The following is an 18,061-nucleotide window of genomic DNA, read 5'->3' as shown; positions in this document are numbered from 1 at the left end:
CAACTGGTGGCCAAGCTCTATTACGGCCATTTTATGTGCCACGTCTTTCATCAGGATTATATCGTGCGCAAGGGGGTGGACAGCCATGCGCTGAAAGAGCGGATGCTCGAGCTGCTTAATCAACGCGGCGCCGAGTACCCGGCCGAACATAACGTCGGCCATTTATATCAGGCCAAGCCGCAGCTGGCGGCGTTCTACCGCCAGATTGATCCCACCAATACCTTTAATCCCGGCATCGGCAAAACCGCCCGGCTAAAGCATTGGCGCGAGCGTGACACGGAGCAAAAGCAGCCCTGACGACGACGCCGTTACGCCTGATACCCCCGCAGCCGTCACGGGGGACTTGGCAAGCGCGACGACCTTTGCAATACTGCTTGGCAGTGTTACAAGTCATGATCGGTCTATACAGGCGCTGACAATCATCCGGCAGCGTCGGTACGCGGTCCGCAGCCAAGACCGGCCGCGCCGGTAGTCGTGACCGTCAGGGACGATGGATTTTTCTTATTACAACAAGGCATCGACTCTGTTATGAAATATATCATCGTGGGTACTGGTAACATCAGCCGCACCTATCTCAAGGCGCTGGAGGCACTGCCGGCAAGCGACGCCGTGGGATACGTTTCCCGCAGCAACGCGGCGGGCGCCACCGTTGGGGCACTGCCCTGCTGGCCGTCCCTGGCGCAGGTCGATCGGCCGTATGACGCGGTTATCGTCACCACGCCGAATGCGCTGCACCATCAAAGCGCCATCGAGGCCGCGCGGCTGGGCAAGCATGTGCTGGTGGAAAAGCCGCTGGATATCACCCAGGCCGCCATGGACGATATGATAAACGAGGCCGCCCGGCACCGGGTCGTCCTGGCCGTAAGCTACCAGCGGCGCACCAATCCGGATAACCTGGCTGTCAAGCGCCTGCTCGAGCAGCAGGCGTTCGGCCGCATCTATTCCGCCGACCTGAGCTGCCGCTTCTGGCGCGATCAGGCCTATTACGACAGCGCGGCCTACCGCGGCAGCTATGCCATCGACGGCGGCGGAGTCTTTATCCAGCAGGCCAGCCATAATATCGATAACTACATCTGGTTTTTCGGTATGCCGGAACGGGTGCGGGCAGAGCTGGACACCTTTGCCCATCAGATGGAGGCCGAGGATCACGGCGCCGTGGTGCTGCGCCATGCCGACGGCATGATAGGCACCATCGTCGCCTCCACCTGCGCCCCGCCGGGATATCCCCCGCGCCTGGAGGTCAGCTGTGAAAAAGGCACGTTTACCCTCACCAACGACCGTATCAGCCATTGGCACGTTGCCGGCATCGAAAACCCGGCGGCGCGCGCGGAGCCGGCACCGGATGACGGCGCCAGCAACCCGGCCGTGACCGATACTTCGCGCCATGAAGCGGTGCTCGCGGATTTCGAACGGGCGGTCGCCGAGCGCGGCCAGCCGCTGGCCGAGGGTAGCGATGCACGGCGCGCCACCGATCTTATCCTGCGGATTTACCGATGTCGGGCGTGAAAACCTTGATGCTGCGGCTCAGGGCGGCGCGTTTCGATGAGTTGCCCCAACTGACCGAACTCTGCGTGCAGTCAACGGCCTTGGTGGGTTATGACGACGCGTTGCGGCAATCCTGCCGCGACAGGCTGGCCTTCCGTCCGGCGGACATGGAAAACTCGCTGATTTGTGTCGCCGAGGCCGATAACGCGTTGCTTGGGGCCGCGCAGTTGCTGCTTCAGGATGATATCGCATTCCTCGCGCGCCTGTTCGTCTCGCCGGCGAACGCCATGACCGGCATCGGCAAAACGCTGTTCGGCTGGTCACTCAACGCCGCCCACCGCGCCGGCGCCGAACGGCTGTTAATCGATTGCCACCCGCTCGCCGCCGGTTTTTATCAGCGCATGGGCGCGCGCGCGGAGGAAAGGGTCGACAAGGGCCCGCTGCCCGGCCTGCCGACACCGCGTTTTCGCATTACCCTGACCCCCTGCCGGGCCGTCGCCAGGGAGTAAACCGCCGGCGGCATGATGCGCGCCGCAGGCAGCGGAATGGCCCACCTTTACAGCAACGGAGCGTTTCATCGTGTATCAACTGCATATCGCCAATAAAAATTACTCGTCATGGTCACTGCGTCCCTGGGTATTGATGAAGACGCTGGATATTCCTTTTGATGAGGCGCTGCATCCTTTCCAGTCGGGCGACAATCACGATCTCTTCGCGCATTTTTCCCCCACCGGCCGGGTGCCGGTGTTGTATGACGGCGCCACGGCGGTATGGGACTCGCTGGCCATCGCCGAATACCTGGCGGATACCCATGCCGGTATCTGGCCGGAAGAACGCCAGGCCCGGGCCTGGGCGCGCTGCGCGGCGGCGGAAATGCACGCCGGGTTCGGCACGCTGCGCAACCTTTGCCCGATGAACTGCGGCCTGCGGGTGCGTTTGCCGGCGTTGCCCGATGCCCTGCGCGCCGACCTGACGCGTTTGGACGCCCTGTGGCGCCAGGGGCTTTCCCGTTTTGGCGGTCCGTTTTTGGCCGGTCCCGCCTTTAGCGCCGCGGATGCGTTTTTTGCCCCGGTGGTATTCCGGGTCCAGACCTATGGCTTGCCGCTGTCGGATGCCGCGCAGGCTTGGTGCCGCGCCATGCTGGCGCTGCCCGCGCTGCGTGAGTGGTATCAGCAGGCGTTGGCCGAGGAATGGCGCGATCCTTCCCATGAAGAGGAATCGGTCGGTCAGGGAGAGATTATCGAGGATCTGCGCGGCCGGACGGAATAACGCCGGCCGCGGTTGGCAGGTTAATCGACCTGTTTGTCGCGATCGCCGGCGCCGTTTTTCGCCGTTTGTCCGGAGGCATGGACCTTGGACTTTTTAAACGCCGTCTGGCCGGTCTTGGCGGCTTTGGCCTTTTTATAAGCCGTCTGGCCGGGTTTCGCCTTAGCGGCGGAGGCCGTAGGTCCACGCTTGGTTGTCGCGGCGGACGCCGTCTGGACGGTTTTGGCGCCGCCGGCCTTTTTCGCCGTCAGGCCCGCCGCATGGCGTTTGGGCGCTTTTTTATTGGCCAGGGCGCGATGGGCGGCGGGTTTGTACGCCGAACGGGTGGAGCGCAGCGTCTTGGCGTTCGCATAGGCCGGTGACGGCAGCGGGCTGGCCTGGCCGGTTTCCAGCCAATTGCGGATGCGGCTGGCGTCGGCGAAATGGGTATATTTGCCGAAGGCGTCCAATACCACCAGTCCCACCGGACGATGATTAATGACGGTGCGCATCACCAGGCAATGTCCCGCCGGGTTGGTAAAGCCGGTTTTGGTTAATTGAATGGTCCAGTCCGGGCGATAAACCAAATGGTTGGTATTACGAAACGGCAGGGTATAAGGCGGATTGCTGAACGAAGCCATGGTTTCATGCGTGGTGCTGAGTTCGGTAAGCAAAGGGTACTGCTGGCTGGCGATCAGCAGCTTGGACAAATCGCGCGCCGTCGACACGTTGTTAAATGATAAACCGGTCGGCTCGACATAATGGGTATTCATCATGCCCAGCGAGCGCGCCTTGGCATTCATGGCGGCGATAAAGGCCGTATACCCGCCGGGATAATGATGCGCCAGGCTGGCGGCGGCACGGTTTTCCGAGGACATCAGCGCCAGCAGCAGCATATTGCGCCGGCTGATTTCGCTGCCCACGCGCACGCGTGAAAACACCCCTCTTAATTCCGGTGTTTCATGGATATCCACGGAAATGATTTCATCCATGGGCTGCTGCGCGTCCAATACCACGATGGCGGTCATCAGCTTCGACAGCGAGGCAATAGGCACCACTTTATCCGCGTTGGAGGAATACAGCAGGTGATTATCCGTCATATCGAAGACAATAGCGCTGCCGGAGGCAATCACCAGCGGCGAGACCAGGGGCGCCGCCTGTGCGTCGACGGCGGCCCGTGCATCGTTAATCATCACATTTGTAAGCGTTAAAAGTGACACGCCAAAACAAGCGACACGAAAAAAAGATAACATTAGCCATTACCTGAAAGATACTGCGGGACCGCAGTTGATGACGCCATAGTATATCTGATTCCTCACAAACGAAAATCGCTTAACGCCTGTATTTTTTTGTCACTAAAAAAGGCGGCCCGTTTATTGACAATTATCCGCATTGCGCAACATCAATGAGGGTGATATTTCTCCAGGGTTAATCATTTAATGACCAATTAATGAATATAAAAAATGCGCTATTTAACGTTATCGCCTGCGAATTTAGCTTAACGGACGATTTCACCGCGACGGCGGCAATAGTCCGGTTATTGTCGGCGAACTCTCTTTATTAATCCCCTGCGGGCAATATGTTTTATCCGCGTCCTATTCCCGGACGCGGATAATCCCGATTCAGGCGCGGGCCGACGTTTTTTTATTGACCATGGCCAGGAAAAGTAGCCCGGCGGTAAGATAACAGCCCCAGATGGTTAGCCCCATGGTCACCACCGAGGTGCCGCCGATGTTCTGCGCCAGTGCGCAGGCGATGGAGGCCAATAGCGGCAACATCAGCGAAAACAGCAGCGGCCGCATGCGCCCCAGCTTATCGCTGAGCGGGCCGAACACCAGTTGGCCGGCGCCCAGGCCCAGCAGGCCGGCGGTAAGGCTTAGCTGCGCGGTGGCGGTAGTGGTGGCAAGCGATCCGGCCAGTTGCGGCAGGGCGGGCAGGTAAAAATCGGTGCATAAGGGGCCGAGCGCGGCCAATGAGCCCAGCACCAGGGCGAAACCAAGCTGTTTTTGCGATGGCATGAAAATGGATATCCCTATTCCCGTCTGGAATCATCAGCCTGGCGTGCGTGACGCCGTGCCGGCCCAGGCTTCAATATAACAGTTGCACAACGGTCGTGGCGCTATAGCTTCCCGGCCGATCGTCGCGGCCGGCCTTCATGCTGGCGTAAACGGTGTATGTCCGGCTGACCGTGGCATTGGCCTCCAGGCTGTAGCCATCGGTTATCATCCCGCCGCCGCTGTTTCCCCAGACCTGCTGGTAATTATTGGACGTATAGAGCTGATAACCGGCGCTGTGGCCGCCGGCCGACATCTGCCGCCGCCCCTCCCCCGCCGGCCCGTCCAGCAAAATCCGGTAGCTGACGTTGGCCGCCGCCGCGCCGCCGCGGCAAACCACGGTCAGGGTGGCGGTGGACCGGCGCGTGGTTCCGTCGACCCCGGCCAGCGCGCCGAAATTCAGCGGCGTGGCGGCGATGGAACAGTCGTACGCCAGCGCCGGACCGGCAAACAGGACGCTAAGCAAGACAAACAGATTACGCTGTACGCTGGTAAAAGACATATTCAAGCTCCCGGGCCACAGGTCAAAGGCCCGATTTGCGGCAGGACATTCGCCTGCGGATGGTAATCGAAACTCAAGGCGCAGCCGGGCCGCCCCGGAATTTCAACCTTCAGTTGGTTATGTTGCGCCAGGTCTTCAAAAAAAGTCTGGCCGTCATAGCCCACCATGGCCTGGGCGCCGCTCGCCGTCAGGGTCGCCACGCTGCCGAGCGGTAAAGGCCGCTGTTGCGCGTCCACCAGCAGCAGGGTGGCGCCCCGACTGCGGCGGATGGGGAAACGGGCGATAACGCCGGAACGATCGCGCGGCCTGACGGTAAGCGCGTCGTTGGTAAGCGAGACATCCATCGGCACATCGTTGGCGTCAACGGAGAGGCGGTTGCTCTCGTAGGCGCGGATATCCTCGATAAACATCAGGCCGCGGCCGTCGGTCTTGCCCAGCGGACGGTTTTCCTGCAAGACGGTAATACCCGGCAGGCCGTCGGTATCCACCAGCGCAAAGCTGTCCTGGATGGTGTTGGCGGCAAAGACATGGCCGCCGATGGCCGCCAGGGAACCTCGGGCGGATGCGCGGACCGCGTGGCCGGTGTTGCCCTGCTCGACGTCGGCGCCGATAAGCCCCCAGTCGGCTTTGTATTCCAGCCCGGCATTTTGCCGCGACACCGGGCCATGTTGCTCAGCCAGGCTCCAGCCGATATCGCCGCGCCGTACCGCCGATTGCTGCGCCTGCACGGTTTGCGCGCCGCCGCCCTGGCCGACACTGGCGCTGGTACTGAGGTTCGCCCTGGCGCCGAAGGGGATGGAGATGCCGACAAACAGGCTATTGCCCTTATCGTAATCAAAATCATGTAATAGCGTGAGATAACCAAACGCCGCCAACAGCGGCAGCGCGGACGAATAGGTGGCCGAAAGGGTCGAGGTGCTGATACGCTGAGATTCATAATTATAACTGTTGTAGTAGTTGACTAACTTACGCGCGTACACCAGGCCGAAGGAACCGTTGCCGGGGTAGACCGGAAAACCCAGGCTGGCGCGCAGGGTGGTGCCGGCGGTGCTGTCGCCATAGGCCGCGGCGATATCATAAAAGCCGGCTTCGGCCCTGAGCGCGCTGAAACCATAGCTGAAACTGTGCAGGGTATGGGCAAAACCCACACCGTATTGCCGTCCCTGTTTTTCGCCATAACGGCTGGCGGCCAGCGACCCGGACAACACCCCGACATCGCTGACCAGCAGATCGGCGCCGGCGCCGCCCATCACCAGCTTTTGCGTGGCTTCCAGATGGGTTTCCAGCGTCAGCGCCGGCCATACGCCCCGCCGATAGCTTACCGAGGCCGCGCCGCCGGTATAATCGGCGGACCGGCTGGCATACCCGCGGCGCACCGAGCCGGCTTCCACCGACAATGACTCCAGTCCCTGGCTGAGCATCGAATTGCTGGCGTAAAAAGGCAAGGTCCGCGTGGTTTGCCGCCCGTTGGCGTCCTTGACCACCATGGAGACATCGCCGCCGCCGGCGGTCACCGGCAGCGAGGTGATGTCAAACGGGCCGGCATCCACCTGGCGGGTCATCTGGCGCAGTCCGTTGACGTAGATATCCACCGACGAGGGTACCGCCACCTCGCCGCTGATGCCCGGGCGGGGAAAGGTGACGAGATCGGGACGCAGGCCGAAATTGGTGGTCATCTGCAAGCCGCCCATGCGCACCGGCCGGGTCCAGTCCAGGCCGCCGCTGATATAGTCGCCGGTGTTCCAGGTACGCAGGGTGGATACCGCTGAATGGCTGTAGGTACTCTCCAGCCGTACACTGCGATCGAGATAGGGACTGTGGGTTTGCATGGCGCTGTTGGCCAGCACGCCGCTGTCGCTGAACAGCCGCAAATCGCCGAGCAGGCTATGGCTCTCCTCGCCATCATCATCGGTTACCTGTCCGTCGTAATTCAGCACCGCGCCACGGTCGCTATAGGGGGCGGTATCGTCCGGGGAAAGGACATCCGACGTAAACTGCTGTGCGATCCGGTCGCCGGACGGTACCTGTATAAACAGCGTCTGGGCGTTTTCATCCAGCCGCCAGGTCCATCCCTGGATACTGTTCAGGGCAATCAGGCCGCCGCCGGTGTCGGTATAAGGCCCGTTCAGCTTCAGCCCGGACGCGGTAATCTGCTCGCGGGTCAGCAGCAGGGCGCCCTGCTGCCCGGCGATTTCCTGGATATTGTCGTGGTTCAGGCCGTTGACCACCACATTGAGCAGCAGACTTTGGCCGGCGGCGGGCGCCGTTGCCGTTTGCGCGCCCGCCGCCGCCAGCGGCCACAGCAGCGCCAGGGTCAGCACGCGGCCGGGCCGCCGGCGCCTCCCCGCGACTGTCAACGCGTCGGGCCGACATTGATCCATTGATCCGATTTATCTTGCGGACCGGGTACTTGCACATGGACCCGGCTCCCGGTGGTCAGCACATGCCGGGGATCGCTGATAAGCCAATGCTGTTGGTTACCCGCCAGGAGATAGGGCATGCCGGGACCGGTCAGTTTCAACCGCTCGCCGTTCTCGGTAGTGGCGCTCAGGTTGTATATCATACTGTGCTTAAGGCCCTGGTTATTCGCCATTAGCATCATGCCCTCCCCCCGGCGTTCAATGCGCCATTGCACGTCAGGCTTGGCCGGCGCCGCGCTTAGGGAAAACACCGGCACGGTAAAGCGTATCGCCAACTGGACCTTGGCGGCGTCGCGATCGGGGATTTGATCAAAAATAATGCGATAGGACTCCTCGACCTTACCCGCCGGCTCACGCAGCAGCAGCCTGACGGTTTGCGACTTTCCGGCGGGAATGGTGGCGAAAGGCGGGCTTACCGACAGTTTGGCGGTACTGACGAAGCTGTCGTTATTACCTTGCTGGATCCAGCTGTAACCGCGAATCTGGATAACACTCGGCGTTTCGCTGTTATTGGTCAGGGTGAAACTGGCGGAACGGTGCGCCGGCGAGAGATCCTGGCGGATGGGCACGATAGCCAATGCCTGCGCAAAGACCTGTGGCGATATCGCCCACAGGCCCGCCAGCATAAGCGCCCGGATAAGATTTACGTAACGGGGCATCATGGCTTTCTTGTATTAGTAGGTAACGGTTACGGCGACGGTATCGGTATAATTACCCACCACCGAGGAAAGCTGGTTGGCGGCGATTTCACCATAAACGGTGATATCCTGGGCCGTGCCGTTGCCGGTACCCGCTACGGTATCGGTGCCGGCGGTATCGCCCCAGGAGGTAGTATGCCCGGCATTCTGGTATAAGCCGTAATTCAGTACCGAGCCGGTCACCGATCCCGTCATGACGCGTAACGCGGTGGTGGCGCCGTCGCCGGTACCGGCGCCCAAGGCAACGACATAAGGCGCGGCATTGGTACAGGTCAGCGACAGGGTGGCGGTGGTATCGACTACGGCGGTACCGGTATACGCCGGGAACACCATGGTGGTGGTGGCAATGGTGCAGGCCGATTCAACGGCGGCGGTCACCGCGATATTGGTGGTGGCGGTGCCGGCGGCAAAAGCGGGAGAGGCAACGGTGGCGCCGAGGCATAACAGTGACAAAGCACCGGCTTTAAAAAGACGTTGGCTGAGCATGATATTTCCTTGAAAAATTCGATATACGACATGAATGGAATTGGCTTATTAAACCGGCCAATTCTCGCCATTATTTTAGCCGGTAACACAAGGGCGCGGTAATATTTACCAGTGCAGATCCGGCCGGAATACATGCTTAAGCGGCCAAAGGCGGGAATAACTACTTTGCGCAAGGAAGACATTGAATATTGAGCATGAGCTTGCAATAAACGACATCACAAGTTCGATATTTCACTTATTTAAGCGCTAGCACATATTTTGAATATATCTATTTTTTATTTTTATTCATATCATGCCGGTGCCTTATTCCGCGACGGCGTAGTCTTGTAATTGCCGCAGCCAGGAGGGAATGGCGCAACCGTTGAACAGGGCGGCGTACAAAGGGTAGTCAAGGGTGGGTTTGAGTTTGTCCGGATGCGTGCGGTATTGATGCGGGCTGACGTTGAAAAATTTGCGGAAAATGCGCGCCAGCTGCTGTCCATCATGCAATCCGCCGCGCCGGGCGATCTTGTCGATGGGCAAAGTGCTGTCAAGCAACGCCTGACGCGCCAATTCCAACCGCAGCAGCAGTAAAAAAAGAGAAGGCGAATAGCCCACTTCGAGGGTGAAATGGCGGCGAAAACTGCGCTCGCTCATGGCCAAGAAGCATGCCGATTTCTCCATGCCCAAATCCTCATCAATGTGCTTCAGCCACCAGAGCGTCACCCGGTGGGCGATGGTGTCCCGACGGGTGAATATCTGCGCCGTTACCGGCGTATCCGCCGCCAGCCGCGGCGCACGCTCGCCGGCCCCTGACTGGGTCTGGCTGGCGAGGAGCAGCGGCAACGGGCCTTTCAACAGCTGCAGCGCCAGTTCGCGCAAATTGATATGTTCGCTGGTGGTCAGGATATTGCCGTCAATTTGCAGCGGCGCCGGCATATTCACCTTGACCAGGGGATAATGCTCGGCAAGATAGGGCGCCAGCGCGGTATGGGTAGTGGCCCGGCGGTGGTTAAGCAGCCCGGCCGCCGCCAGGCGCAGCGCGCCTGACCCAAGCGCGACAATCTGTCCGGCGCCGGGGCAGACCGCCCTTAGCCAGAGGGATAATGATTCGTTAGGCGCCGCCGCCGCCGCACGGGTGCCGTGGGCGATGATCAGCAGGTCAGGCTCGATCGGGATTGGCCCGCTCACCGTAAGGGTTTGGGCGTGGATTAAACGGCTGGCCGGCGAAGAGATGCGCCCGCCCATCGCCGAGTAGATTTGCGGGATGAAGTGTATTTTTTGCCCGCCTTGCATCACCGCAAGGTCGTTCAGCCCCGCCAGCATCTCCAGCAGCTTGACCATTTCGCCGAAAAAGCAGCCGGGATAGGTCAGAATAATCACCCGGCGCACCCGGGTGCCGCCGGGCAGGGCCAGCCGGGTACCCGCCGGGTCATCCTCGCGCAGGGGAAAGGCGATGGCAATAGCGGGCATGGCAGTTTTGGTCATATAAACAGTATCCCCGGGGGAAAGCCATTAACGGTTTGCCAAGGCAAAAAATTGACTGACGGCACAGGGCGTCAATACCCGGACGGTGAATTTCATGTTGCTTTTTAATAATCTCCGCCGACCGAAAGCCAGCGTTGGATAAATAGCGCTAAAATCCGCGCGCAAGCCAGTATATAAAGTTAAATACCGGCTGCTCAATTAAATTGAAACAGGTGACGAATATGTGCCGTTTACGGACGCAAAGCAATTAATTTATGTTATAAAACAGGGCAACAACGCATTAATGACGTTAAACGTCGTTAAAATGATACTTTTTATCTGGTTAATTAATTTTCTCAGTAAAATCCTAAAACACCGCAAATTACAGCTGCGCGTTTCAAGCCGCGGGCGTTAACCGCCGCGCGTCGCTCAGGGTCCGGCATCTGCGGTGCAATTGACCAATAAATCATCAAAATCCTGGGCGCAAGCACAAATCCCTTAAAAAAGTAGATCTACATCACATATTTTTGTAGCGCAATGCAACAAAACAGGAGAAAATTACACCATCTTACAAATGGGGGGTGGTTGCCATGGGTACTCTTACCGCAGGCTTCTTCATGATGCGCTGGGAATTGCTCAGCGCGGTGATGATGTTTTTCGCCAGCACGTTAAATGTCTTTTGCCGTAAAAGCAGCCACAATGCGCTGGCGTTTATCTTCAGTGGCGTCGGCATCAGCATGGCCTGCTGGTTCGTTACCGGGCTGCTGGGCATTACGCTATCGGTTGAAATGGTCTCCTGGCGCGAAGCCTGGGACAACCTGAAAGAGGTCACGCTGTACGTGCTGTCCAACACACCGCCGGAATGGCAGGTAAACTAACCGGACAAAGACGGACGCACCTCGTCAAGATGCCGTTGCGCTGATCCCACCGGCCGCCGCGCTGCCGGGTGGGATGGCGCTGCGCCTGCCCGCCGCCGGGACCGTAATCCCGCCGCGCCACCAGATGTTTATACCCCGGCCCTTGCCTGTTTGAACCCGCCGTCAAGCGGCTGCCTTTCCGGCGGCGTAAAACCGCTTGCCATCAACTGTACCGATTGGTACAGTCTGGGCACCTCTTAGTTAAATAAGGCATCCATCATGGCAAACCTGGTTCCTCCCTTTAACCTTGAAACCGCCGCCGCCAAAGTCCGCATGGCTGAGGACGGCTGGAACAGCCGAGACCCGCGGCGCGTGTCGCTGGTGTACACTGCCGATACGCAATGGCGTAATCGCGCGGAAATCGTCACCGGCCGCGAGGAAGTCGTGGCATTCCTGAGCCGTAAATGGGCGAGGGAGCTGGATTACCGGCTGATCAAGGAACTGTGGGCGTATACCGGCGAACGCATTGCGGTACGCTTTGCGTATGAATGGCATGACGATAGCGGTAACTGGTTTCGTTCCTATGGCAATGAGAATTGGCAGTTCAACGCCGAGGGATTGATGGCCCGCCGTTTCGCCTGTATCAACGATCTGCCCATTACCGATCGGGATCGCAAGTTCCACTGGCCGTTGGGACGTCGTCCCGACGATCATCCCGGCCTGTCCGATTTCGGCCTGTAGATGGCCGCGCAAAGCGCGGATAACGCGCTGCTGATTGCGCGGATTGCCGAGACTTTTCGCGAATGCGGCTTTGAAGGCGCCTCACTGAGCCGTATCAGCGAAAATACCGGCCTGGGCAAAGGCAGTCTCTATCACTTTTTCCCCGGTGGAAAAGACGCCATGGCGGCGGCGGTGCTTGTCGAGGTCGACGCCTGGTTCCACCACCATATTTTCCACCCGCTGGAGCGTAATGACGCGCTGGATGCGATTAACGGCATGTGGCGCGCGGTGGATGAGTATTTCCTGTCCGGACAGCGCATCTGCCTGATGGGTGCCTTCGCCCTGGACGGCACGCGCGATCGATTTGCCGCCGCCATCGCCGCTTATTTTACCCGCTGGATCGGGGCGTTACGCCAAGCGCTGCAACGCGCCGGGGTCTGTCAACCGCGGGCGGGCGCCGTGGCCGAGGACATCGTCGCCGGTATCCAGGGCGCGCTGACGCTGGCCCGCGCGCTGAATGATAGCGATCTGTTTGTCCGGGGAACCCGGCGCCTACGCGAACGGCTTATGCTCGCCATCCCTTAGCGCCGCGCCTAATCCCGAGCGGGACGCGTTGGCGGTTATCCGCCAACCCGGTCGGCAAACATGGCGCGGGCTGCCGCTTCGACCACAGGCTGGCGCGTGGCCACGTTGGCCGCGATCCGCCCCGCCACCGGCTCCCGCACCGACTCTGGGGCGGTTTCCGGCCGGCCGGCGTTAAATGGCGGCTCCGGGGCGTATTCCAGTCCGAGCTGGATAGCCTCGGCGGTGGCTTTATCGACTATCTCGTTGATTACCACCAGCGCAAAATCGATGCCCGCGGTCACGCCGCCGCCGGTGATGATATTGCCGTCCCGCACCACGCGGCCCGCGTCGGGAATGGCGCCGAACAACGTCAACAAATGGCGCCAACCCCAGTGGCAGGCGGCGCGTTTACCCACCAGCAGCCCGGCCGCCCCCAGGATCAGCGACCCGGTACACACCGAGGTGATATAACGGGCCTGGCCCGCCAGCCGCCGGATTTCGGCCATAAACACCGGGTCCGCGATCATTTCCGTGCTGCCGGAGCCGCCGGGCACGCAGAGAATATCGCATCGCGCGACAGCCGACAGGTCGGCCAGCCCGGAAAACACCAGGCCGTCGGCGCTGACCGGCAGGCCGCCCATCGAAGCGGCGATCACCCGGGTATCCGGCAGACGGGAAAAGAACTGATGCGGGCCGGTGAAATCCAACTGGGTAACGCCGGGGTAAAGCGGCATGACGATTATTAAAGGCTGCGACATCATTCTGTCCTCATGGCTTGGGGCTGGCATGATAAGCCGACGCCGGGTACATACCGGCACCGGCCTTAAAAGGTAATCCCGGCGGCAGGGCGTACGCTGACGCTGTGCGGCCCGGCGTCAAAGCCGTCCAGCAGGGTATTGTGATGGGCGATAATCTGTTCAAACCCCAGGTCGCCGCTGTCCGCCGTGGTATGGCCGTCGCCGGCCAGGACCACGTCATACCCCAGGGAAACCGCCCGGCGCACGGTGGTGTCGAGGCAGAATTGCGTCATGCACCCCCCGGCCACCAGACGCGTGACGCCCAGGCTTCGCAGCCGATCGGCCAGATCGGTGGCGTAAAATGAATCGCAACTGCGCTTGTGCACCACGATATCCCCTGGAGCGGGAGCCAGTTCGGCGCGTATCCGCCAGCCTTCGCTACCGCGCGCCAGCCGGTGAACGCCGTCGCCGTCATGCTGCACCAGGATAACCGGCGCACCGGCGGCGCGCGCCCGCACCTGCAATGCCGCCAGCCGCGCCGCCACCTCGTTCAGCCGACGATCGAGCGACGGCTGGCGAGCCGCATCGGCCAGACCGTGCAGAATATGGTTTTGCATATCTATGATCAGTAATGCCGTGGTCATATTACCCTCTTATCCTGGAAGTTCCGGCGGCGCCTTCAGCGCCGGGGCGAGCCGCGCATCCGGCGCGCGCGAAACCCATCCCGGCGGCAATCATAACAGATAATCCGGCGCCGGCCCGCGGGTCGGCGGGAAAAGTATGCCGCGCGCGCGCTATTTAACGCGGAGGAAAACAATGTCATTATGCGGTATCGACCTCATAGGCGACCTGGCGACAAGAGGGATATCTATGCTGAACATTCTGGGCAAGTCAACTTCCATCAACGTGCGCAAGGTGCTGTGGACCTGCGTGGAACTGGGCATCGAATTCGAGCGGGAGGACTGGGGCAGCGGGTATAAAGACCCTCATGATCCGGCTTTTCTGGCGTTAAATCCCAATGCCATGGTGCCGGTTATCCAGGATGGGGATTTTGTGTTGTGGGAGTCCAATTCCATTATCCGCTACCTGGCCCGCGCCTACCGGGGCGAAGCGATATATCCGGCGGCGCCGAAAAGCCGGGCGCGGGTGGATCAGTGGATCGACTGGCAGGCTTCCGAGCTCAACCCTTCCTGGAGCTACGCGTTCAGCGCCCTGGTAAAACGCCTTGCCACCCATAACGACGCGCAGCGCATCGCCGGGTCGGTCGCCGACTGGTCGCGGACGATGACCCTCCTTGACCGGCAGTTGGCCGCCACCGGCGCCTATGTGGCCGGCGAATCCTTTACGCTTGCGGATATCCCCATCGGCCTGTCGGTGAACCGCTGGTTCTCCACCCCCATTACCCATCCTGAACTGCCCGCGGTCAACGCCTATTATGAGCGTCTGAGCCGGCGTCCGGGCTATCTGGCCCATGGGCGCAACGGCATGCCATAAGCGGCGTCCGTTGGGCGCGCGCGGAAGAGGATAACGACGCCGGCAATACGCTTGCGGCGGAGGGGTGCGTGACGTTTTATGCGCCCGGCGCGCCCTGCCCGGTTTGTGCTTCATGACGGGCTGACCGTGCATCCGGTGGTCTACGGCAGTTTCAGCGCCGTTTGGTCCACATAAGGTTTCATCAACCCGTCCGCCTCCCGCTGGGCATCGCGCGCCGCGTCATCCACCTTGCGCGATTTATCGGTCAGCAGGGATGCCAACTGGTTTTCGATGGCCTTGCGCACCGCCACGGTCTCATAGGTGGCATACCAGGGATGGGCGTACTGCAACTGCTCAAGCGCCACCGCCGCGCGCGGGTCCTGCGCCATGTAGGCCTTCATTTCCGGCGTGTCGTAGGCGGCCATGCGCGGGGCGAAATAGCCGGTAAACCGGCTCCAGGCGCCGTTGACCTCAGGGCTGACCAGATAGGTCATAAACCGGTAGGCCGCCTCTTTCTGCGCTTCGCTGATGCCTTTAAAGCTCACCAGGCTGGCGCCGCCGATAATCACCGCCAGGCGTTCTTTCGCCGGCAGCATCGCCACCGCCAGGGTAAAATCGCGGCTGTTTTCGCGCATATACCCCAGCGCCCCGGTGCTGAGCAGCGCCATGCCCAGCTTGCCGGAGAAAAACGCGGCGCCGATCTGTTTGGAATTCAACACGCCCGCCGGCATCACCTCATCGCGGTACACCAGGTTCTGCCAGAATTGCAGCGCGCCGCGGGTGCTGGCGCTGTTGTAATACACTTCGCCCGGATAGACGGCGTTATTAAAATCGCCGCCGTTGGCATGCGTGAGCGAGGACAGCATCCAGCCGCCGTAATCATCGTTGGTGGAGGGGATCATGATGCCCCACTGGCCTTTCTCTTTATCCGTCAGCTTTTTGGCATCCGCCGCCAGTTCATTCCAATCGCGCGGGGGATGGTCGATGCCGGCCTTATCAAACATCTCTTTGTTGTAATACAGGATAGGCGTGGAGTTATGGAAGGGGATGGCATAGGTCTGGCCCATTACCAGGGCGTTTTGCCGCACCGCCGGGAAAAAGTTTTCCTGCAGGAAGTCGCTGGCCGACTTTTTGTCTGGCGCAAATTTGAATAATTCGTCCATCGGCAGGATTTCATGTTTCAGCGCCAGATCGACGGTAAAGTTAGCCGACATAATCACCAGCGCCGGCGGCGATCCGGCTTTGGCCGCCGACTCGGCCTTCACTTTGGTGGTGTCGTAGCCACCGGTAAAAATGCCGCGCACTTCCACCTGATCCTGTGATTGATTGTATTCCCTGATGACGCGGGTCATCTCGGTGGTCAGCTTGCCGTCCACCGGCGCCGGGAACATAAAATCTATCGTTTCTTTCGCCAATGCTCCGGGGCTTAACGCCATACCGGTCAGCACCACTACCCATCCACACATCTTCATTTATCGCTCCAGTAATAAATTGAGTTGACTTGATACCGAGAACAGATAGCTGTCGCGGGATGAAAAACCGAGGGTCAGCGCCTGGCCCACCGCGGCAACCGCGCCGCGGTTTTCCCGGCGGTATTGCACCCGCCCCGCCGGGGTATCCAGCGTGATGAGGTATTCCGCCCCGTGCAGTTCACGCCGCAGCACCCGGCCCTGCAGCACCGGACCCGATCCACCCCGATGTTCCGACAGGTGCTCGGGCCGGATACCGAAAAACACCGCGTCCTCGCCATAATCCGGCGGCAGGGCAATCGATTGCGCCATTAGCCAGGCCTGTTGGTCATGACATGGCAGCCGCAGGATGTTCATGGCCGGAGTGCCGATAAAACCGGCCACGAACAGATTGGCCGGTTGCCGGTACAACGCCTCGGGCGTGCCCGTTTGCTGCAACCTCCCGCCGTTTAGCACCGCGATGCGATCGGCCATGGTCATGGCCTCGATTTGATCGTGGGTCACATAGACAGTGCTGGTTTTCAGGGTGTGATGCAGCGCCATGATGCCGTCGCGCACTTCGCCGCGCAGCTTGGCGTCAAGATTGGATAACGGCTCATCCATCAAAAACAGCGCCGGCTCGCGCACGATGGCCCGGGCCATGGCCACCCGCTGGCGCTGGCCGCCCGACAGCTGCGCCGGTTTGCGATCCAGCAGCGGCCGCAGCTGCAGCAAATCGGCGACCTTGGCAACGCGGCGCGGGAAATCCGCCTTCGGCTCGCCGCGCATCTTCATGCCGAACGAAATATTGTCCCTGACGCTCAGGTGGGGGAACAGCGCGTAGTTCTGGAAGATCAGCGAAAAGTTGCGCTCCCGCGGCGCGCGCTGGCTGATATCCACGCCGTCGAGCAGGATCCGTCCGCTGCTGGCCCGCTCCAGCCCGGCCAGCAGGCGCAGCAGCGTACTTTTGCCGCAGCCCGACGGCCCCACCAAAACCAGGAACTCCCCATCCCGGATCTCCAGTTCGATATCCCGCAGGACATCGGCGCCGCCAAATTGTTTACCCAAGCCCTCAATAGCAATGACCGACATCAGAACCCCTCGCCCGGGCAGCTGATGCGCGGGTCGTAGATCCAGGGGCCGGCATAGTTGGCCAGGGAATGATAGCTGGTCACCAGGCCGACGCCCGCCACCAGGTGATGCATCATCATCGCCCCCGGCTCCAGGCTGTAAAGCGGGCGCGGGTCGGTATGCATATAGGGCACCTGGTGCACGGTAGCCGGCGCGGAGCAAATCAGCGCCTGGCGATATTGGGTGGCGATCATCCGGTGTACATGGCCACAGAACACCCGGGTCAGCTGCGTAAAGCGCTCGATAAGCGCCAGCAGCTTCTCGCCGTTGCGACAGGCAATCGGGTCCATCTGCGCCGAACCGAACGCCACCGGCGGGTGATGCATGAAAACGTAGCTTTCCTTATCGTCGCGGGAGAGCATGTTCTCAAGCCAGCCCAGGGTAAAATCGCTCAGGTGCCCCCAGGACGCGCCGCTCACCGATGTATCGATAAACAGCAGGCGTACCGGAAACTCATCCACTGCGTAGGCGATATTGTCCGGATCCTGACCAAGCTTTGGGCAAAGTCCGCTGAAAGCATCGAGAAACAGGGCCTTATCGTCATGGTTGCCGGGGATCACATACAGCGGATAGTCAAGCTGTCCGAGGATATGGCGCGCCAGGCGATATTCGCCCGGTTCGCCGCAGTTCACCACATCGCCGGTAATGATGACCGCGTCGGGACGTTCAGTCAGGGCGTTGACCCGGTTGATGATTTCCGCGTTCATGGCGTTCACATCGATAAAATCGTACAGCCGGGCGCCCCGGCTGCGGAAATGCAGATCGGATAATTGGGCGAGATACATCGCTATCCCC

General features: G+C 60.6%; 17 protein-coding genes and 3 pseudogenes. 8 read left to right on the top strand and 12 right to left on the bottom strand.

All coding sequences use genetic code 11. The annotated features are described in order from the left end of the window. The 4 genes and pseudogenes from VGC33_RS09035 to VGC33_RS09020 all read left to right on the top strand — a co-directional run. Positions 1-297 (top strand): annotated as a pseudogene (locus VGC33_RS09035) (D-lactate dehydrogenase); the annotation flags it as partial. A gap of 231 nt (positions 298-528) precedes the next feature. Beyond that, positions 529-1,506: a Gfo/Idh/MocA family protein gene (locus VGC33_RS09030; RefSeq protein ID WP_331120421.1), complete on the top strand. Its 978-nt coding sequence runs from the start codon at positions 529-531 to the stop codon at positions 1,504-1,506. Continuing rightward, a complete protein-coding gene (locus VGC33_RS09025; protein ID WP_331120420.1) occupies positions 1,494-1,994 on the top strand; it encodes a GNAT family N-acetyltransferase in 501 nt (166 codons plus the stop codon). Before VGC33_RS09030 ends, VGC33_RS09025 begins: the two co-directional genes overlap by 13 nt. A 70-nt stretch (positions 1,995-2,064) precedes the next feature. Next, positions 2,065-2,754, top strand: a complete 690-nt coding sequence (locus VGC33_RS09020) for a glutathione S-transferase family protein (protein WP_331120419.1) — start codon at positions 2,065-2,067, stop codon at positions 2,752-2,754. 350 nt (positions 2,755-3,104) lie between these two features. Here the strand turns inward: VGC33_RS09020 and pbpG are convergent. The 7 genes and pseudogenes from pbpG to VGC33_RS08985 form a co-directional block, all read right to left on the bottom strand. Next, positions 3,105-3,923: pseudogene (gene pbpG / locus VGC33_RS09015) on the bottom strand (D-alanyl-D-alanine endopeptidase); the annotation flags it as partial. A 537-nt stretch (positions 3,924-4,460) separates the two neighbouring features. Continuing rightward, positions 4,461-4,748: pseudogene (locus VGC33_RS09010) on the bottom strand (MFS transporter); the annotation flags it as partial. A 70-nt stretch (positions 4,749-4,818) separates the two neighbouring features. After that, positions 4,819-5,286 carry a spore coat protein U domain-containing protein gene (locus VGC33_RS09005; protein WP_331120418.1) on the bottom strand — a complete coding sequence of 156 codons (468 nt, stop codon included), beginning with the start codon at positions 5,284-5,286 and terminating at the stop codon, positions 4,819-4,821. A 2-nt stretch (positions 5,287-5,288) separates the two neighbouring features. Further along, positions 5,289-7,607 carry a fimbria/pilus outer membrane usher protein gene (locus tag VGC33_RS09000; RefSeq protein WP_331120417.1) on the bottom strand — a complete coding sequence of 773 codons (2,319 nt, stop codon included), beginning with the start codon at positions 7,605-7,607 and terminating at the stop codon, positions 5,289-5,291. Between the two features lie 32 nt (positions 7,608-7,639). Then, complete coding sequence (locus tag VGC33_RS08995; protein ID WP_331120416.1) at positions 7,640-8,365, bottom strand: fimbrial biogenesis chaperone; 726 nt, start codon at positions 8,363-8,365, stop codon at positions 7,640-7,642. A gap of 15 nt (positions 8,366-8,380) precedes the next feature. Beyond that, the gene (locus VGC33_RS08990) at positions 8,381-8,890 is read right to left on the bottom strand and encodes a Csu type fimbrial protein (protein ID WP_331120415.1); all 510 of its coding nucleotides are present in this window, start codon (positions 8,888-8,890) and stop codon (positions 8,381-8,383) included. A 303-nt stretch (positions 8,891-9,193) separates the two neighbouring features. Next, positions 9,194-10,357: a helix-turn-helix domain-containing protein gene (locus VGC33_RS08985; protein ID WP_331120414.1), complete on the bottom strand. Its 1,164-nt coding sequence runs from the start codon at positions 10,355-10,357 to the stop codon at positions 9,194-9,196. A 569-nt stretch (positions 10,358-10,926) separates the two neighbouring features. Between VGC33_RS08985 and VGC33_RS08980 the strand changes: the two genes are divergently transcribed. The 3 genes from VGC33_RS08980 to VGC33_RS08970 all read left to right on the top strand — a co-directional run bounded on the left by VGC33_RS08980 (position 10,927) and on the right by VGC33_RS08970 (position 12,498). Next, the gene (locus VGC33_RS08980) at positions 10,927-11,214 is read left to right on the top strand and encodes a YjcB family protein (RefSeq protein ID WP_331120413.1); all 288 of its coding nucleotides are present in this window, start codon (positions 10,927-10,929) and stop codon (positions 11,212-11,214) included. Between the two features lie 258 nt (positions 11,215-11,472). Next, the gene (locus VGC33_RS08975) at positions 11,473-11,934 is read left to right on the top strand and encodes a nuclear transport factor 2 family protein (protein ID WP_331120412.1); all 462 of its coding nucleotides are present in this window, start codon (positions 11,473-11,475) and stop codon (positions 11,932-11,934) included. Then, positions 11,935-12,498: a TetR/AcrR family transcriptional regulator gene (locus VGC33_RS08970; RefSeq protein ID WP_331120411.1), complete on the top strand. Its 564-nt coding sequence runs from the start codon at positions 11,935-11,937 to the stop codon at positions 12,496-12,498. A 35-nt stretch (positions 12,499-12,533) separates the two neighbouring features. Here the strand turns inward: VGC33_RS08970 and VGC33_RS08965 are convergent, their stop codons facing one another. Further along, positions 12,534-13,235 carry a DJ-1/PfpI family protein gene (locus VGC33_RS08965; RefSeq protein WP_331120410.1) on the bottom strand — a complete coding sequence of 234 codons (702 nt, stop codon included), beginning with the start codon at positions 13,233-13,235 and terminating at the stop codon, positions 12,534-12,536. 65 nt (positions 13,236-13,300) lie between these two features. Next, positions 13,301-13,858, bottom strand: a complete 558-nt coding sequence (locus VGC33_RS08960) for a cysteine hydrolase family protein (RefSeq protein ID WP_331120409.1) — start codon at positions 13,856-13,858, stop codon at positions 13,301-13,303. A 226-nt stretch (positions 13,859-14,084) separates the two neighbouring features. Here VGC33_RS08960 and VGC33_RS08955 point away from each other — a divergent pair, with 226 nt between their 5' ends. Next, positions 14,085-14,708 carry a glutathione S-transferase family protein gene (locus tag VGC33_RS08955; RefSeq protein WP_331120408.1) on the top strand — a complete coding sequence of 208 codons (624 nt, stop codon included), beginning with the start codon at positions 14,085-14,087 and terminating at the stop codon, positions 14,706-14,708. Between the two features lie 140 nt (positions 14,709-14,848). On the opposite strand, the gene VGC33_RS08950 is transcribed toward VGC33_RS08955, so the two are convergent. Genes VGC33_RS08950 through gpdQ form a run of 3 tightly spaced genes read right to left on the bottom strand, consistent with a single transcriptional unit; the run spans position 14,849 to position 18,051 of the window. After that, a complete protein-coding gene (locus VGC33_RS08950) occupies positions 14,849-16,159 on the bottom strand; it encodes an ABC transporter substrate-binding protein (RefSeq protein ID WP_331120407.1) in 1,311 nt (436 codons plus the stop codon). Beyond that, complete coding sequence (locus tag VGC33_RS08945) at positions 16,160-17,227, bottom strand: ABC transporter ATP-binding protein (RefSeq protein ID WP_331120406.1); 1,068 nt, start codon at positions 17,225-17,227, stop codon at positions 16,160-16,162. After that, positions 17,227-18,051, bottom strand: a complete 825-nt coding sequence (gpdQ, locus tag VGC33_RS08940; RefSeq protein WP_331120405.1) for a glycerophosphodiester phosphodiesterase GpdQ — start codon at positions 18,049-18,051, stop codon at positions 17,227-17,229. The genes VGC33_RS08945 and gpdQ overlap by 1 nt, the downstream gene beginning before the upstream one ends. Positions 18,052-18,061 lie beyond the last annotated feature (10 nt).

It is taken from the genome of Acerihabitans sp., from assembly GCF_036398755.1.
In the GTDB taxonomy this organism is placed as follows: domain Bacteria; phylum Pseudomonadota; class Gammaproteobacteria; order Enterobacterales; family Enterobacteriaceae; genus Acerihabitans.
This window is presented reverse-complemented; position numbering and strand designations above follow the sequence as displayed.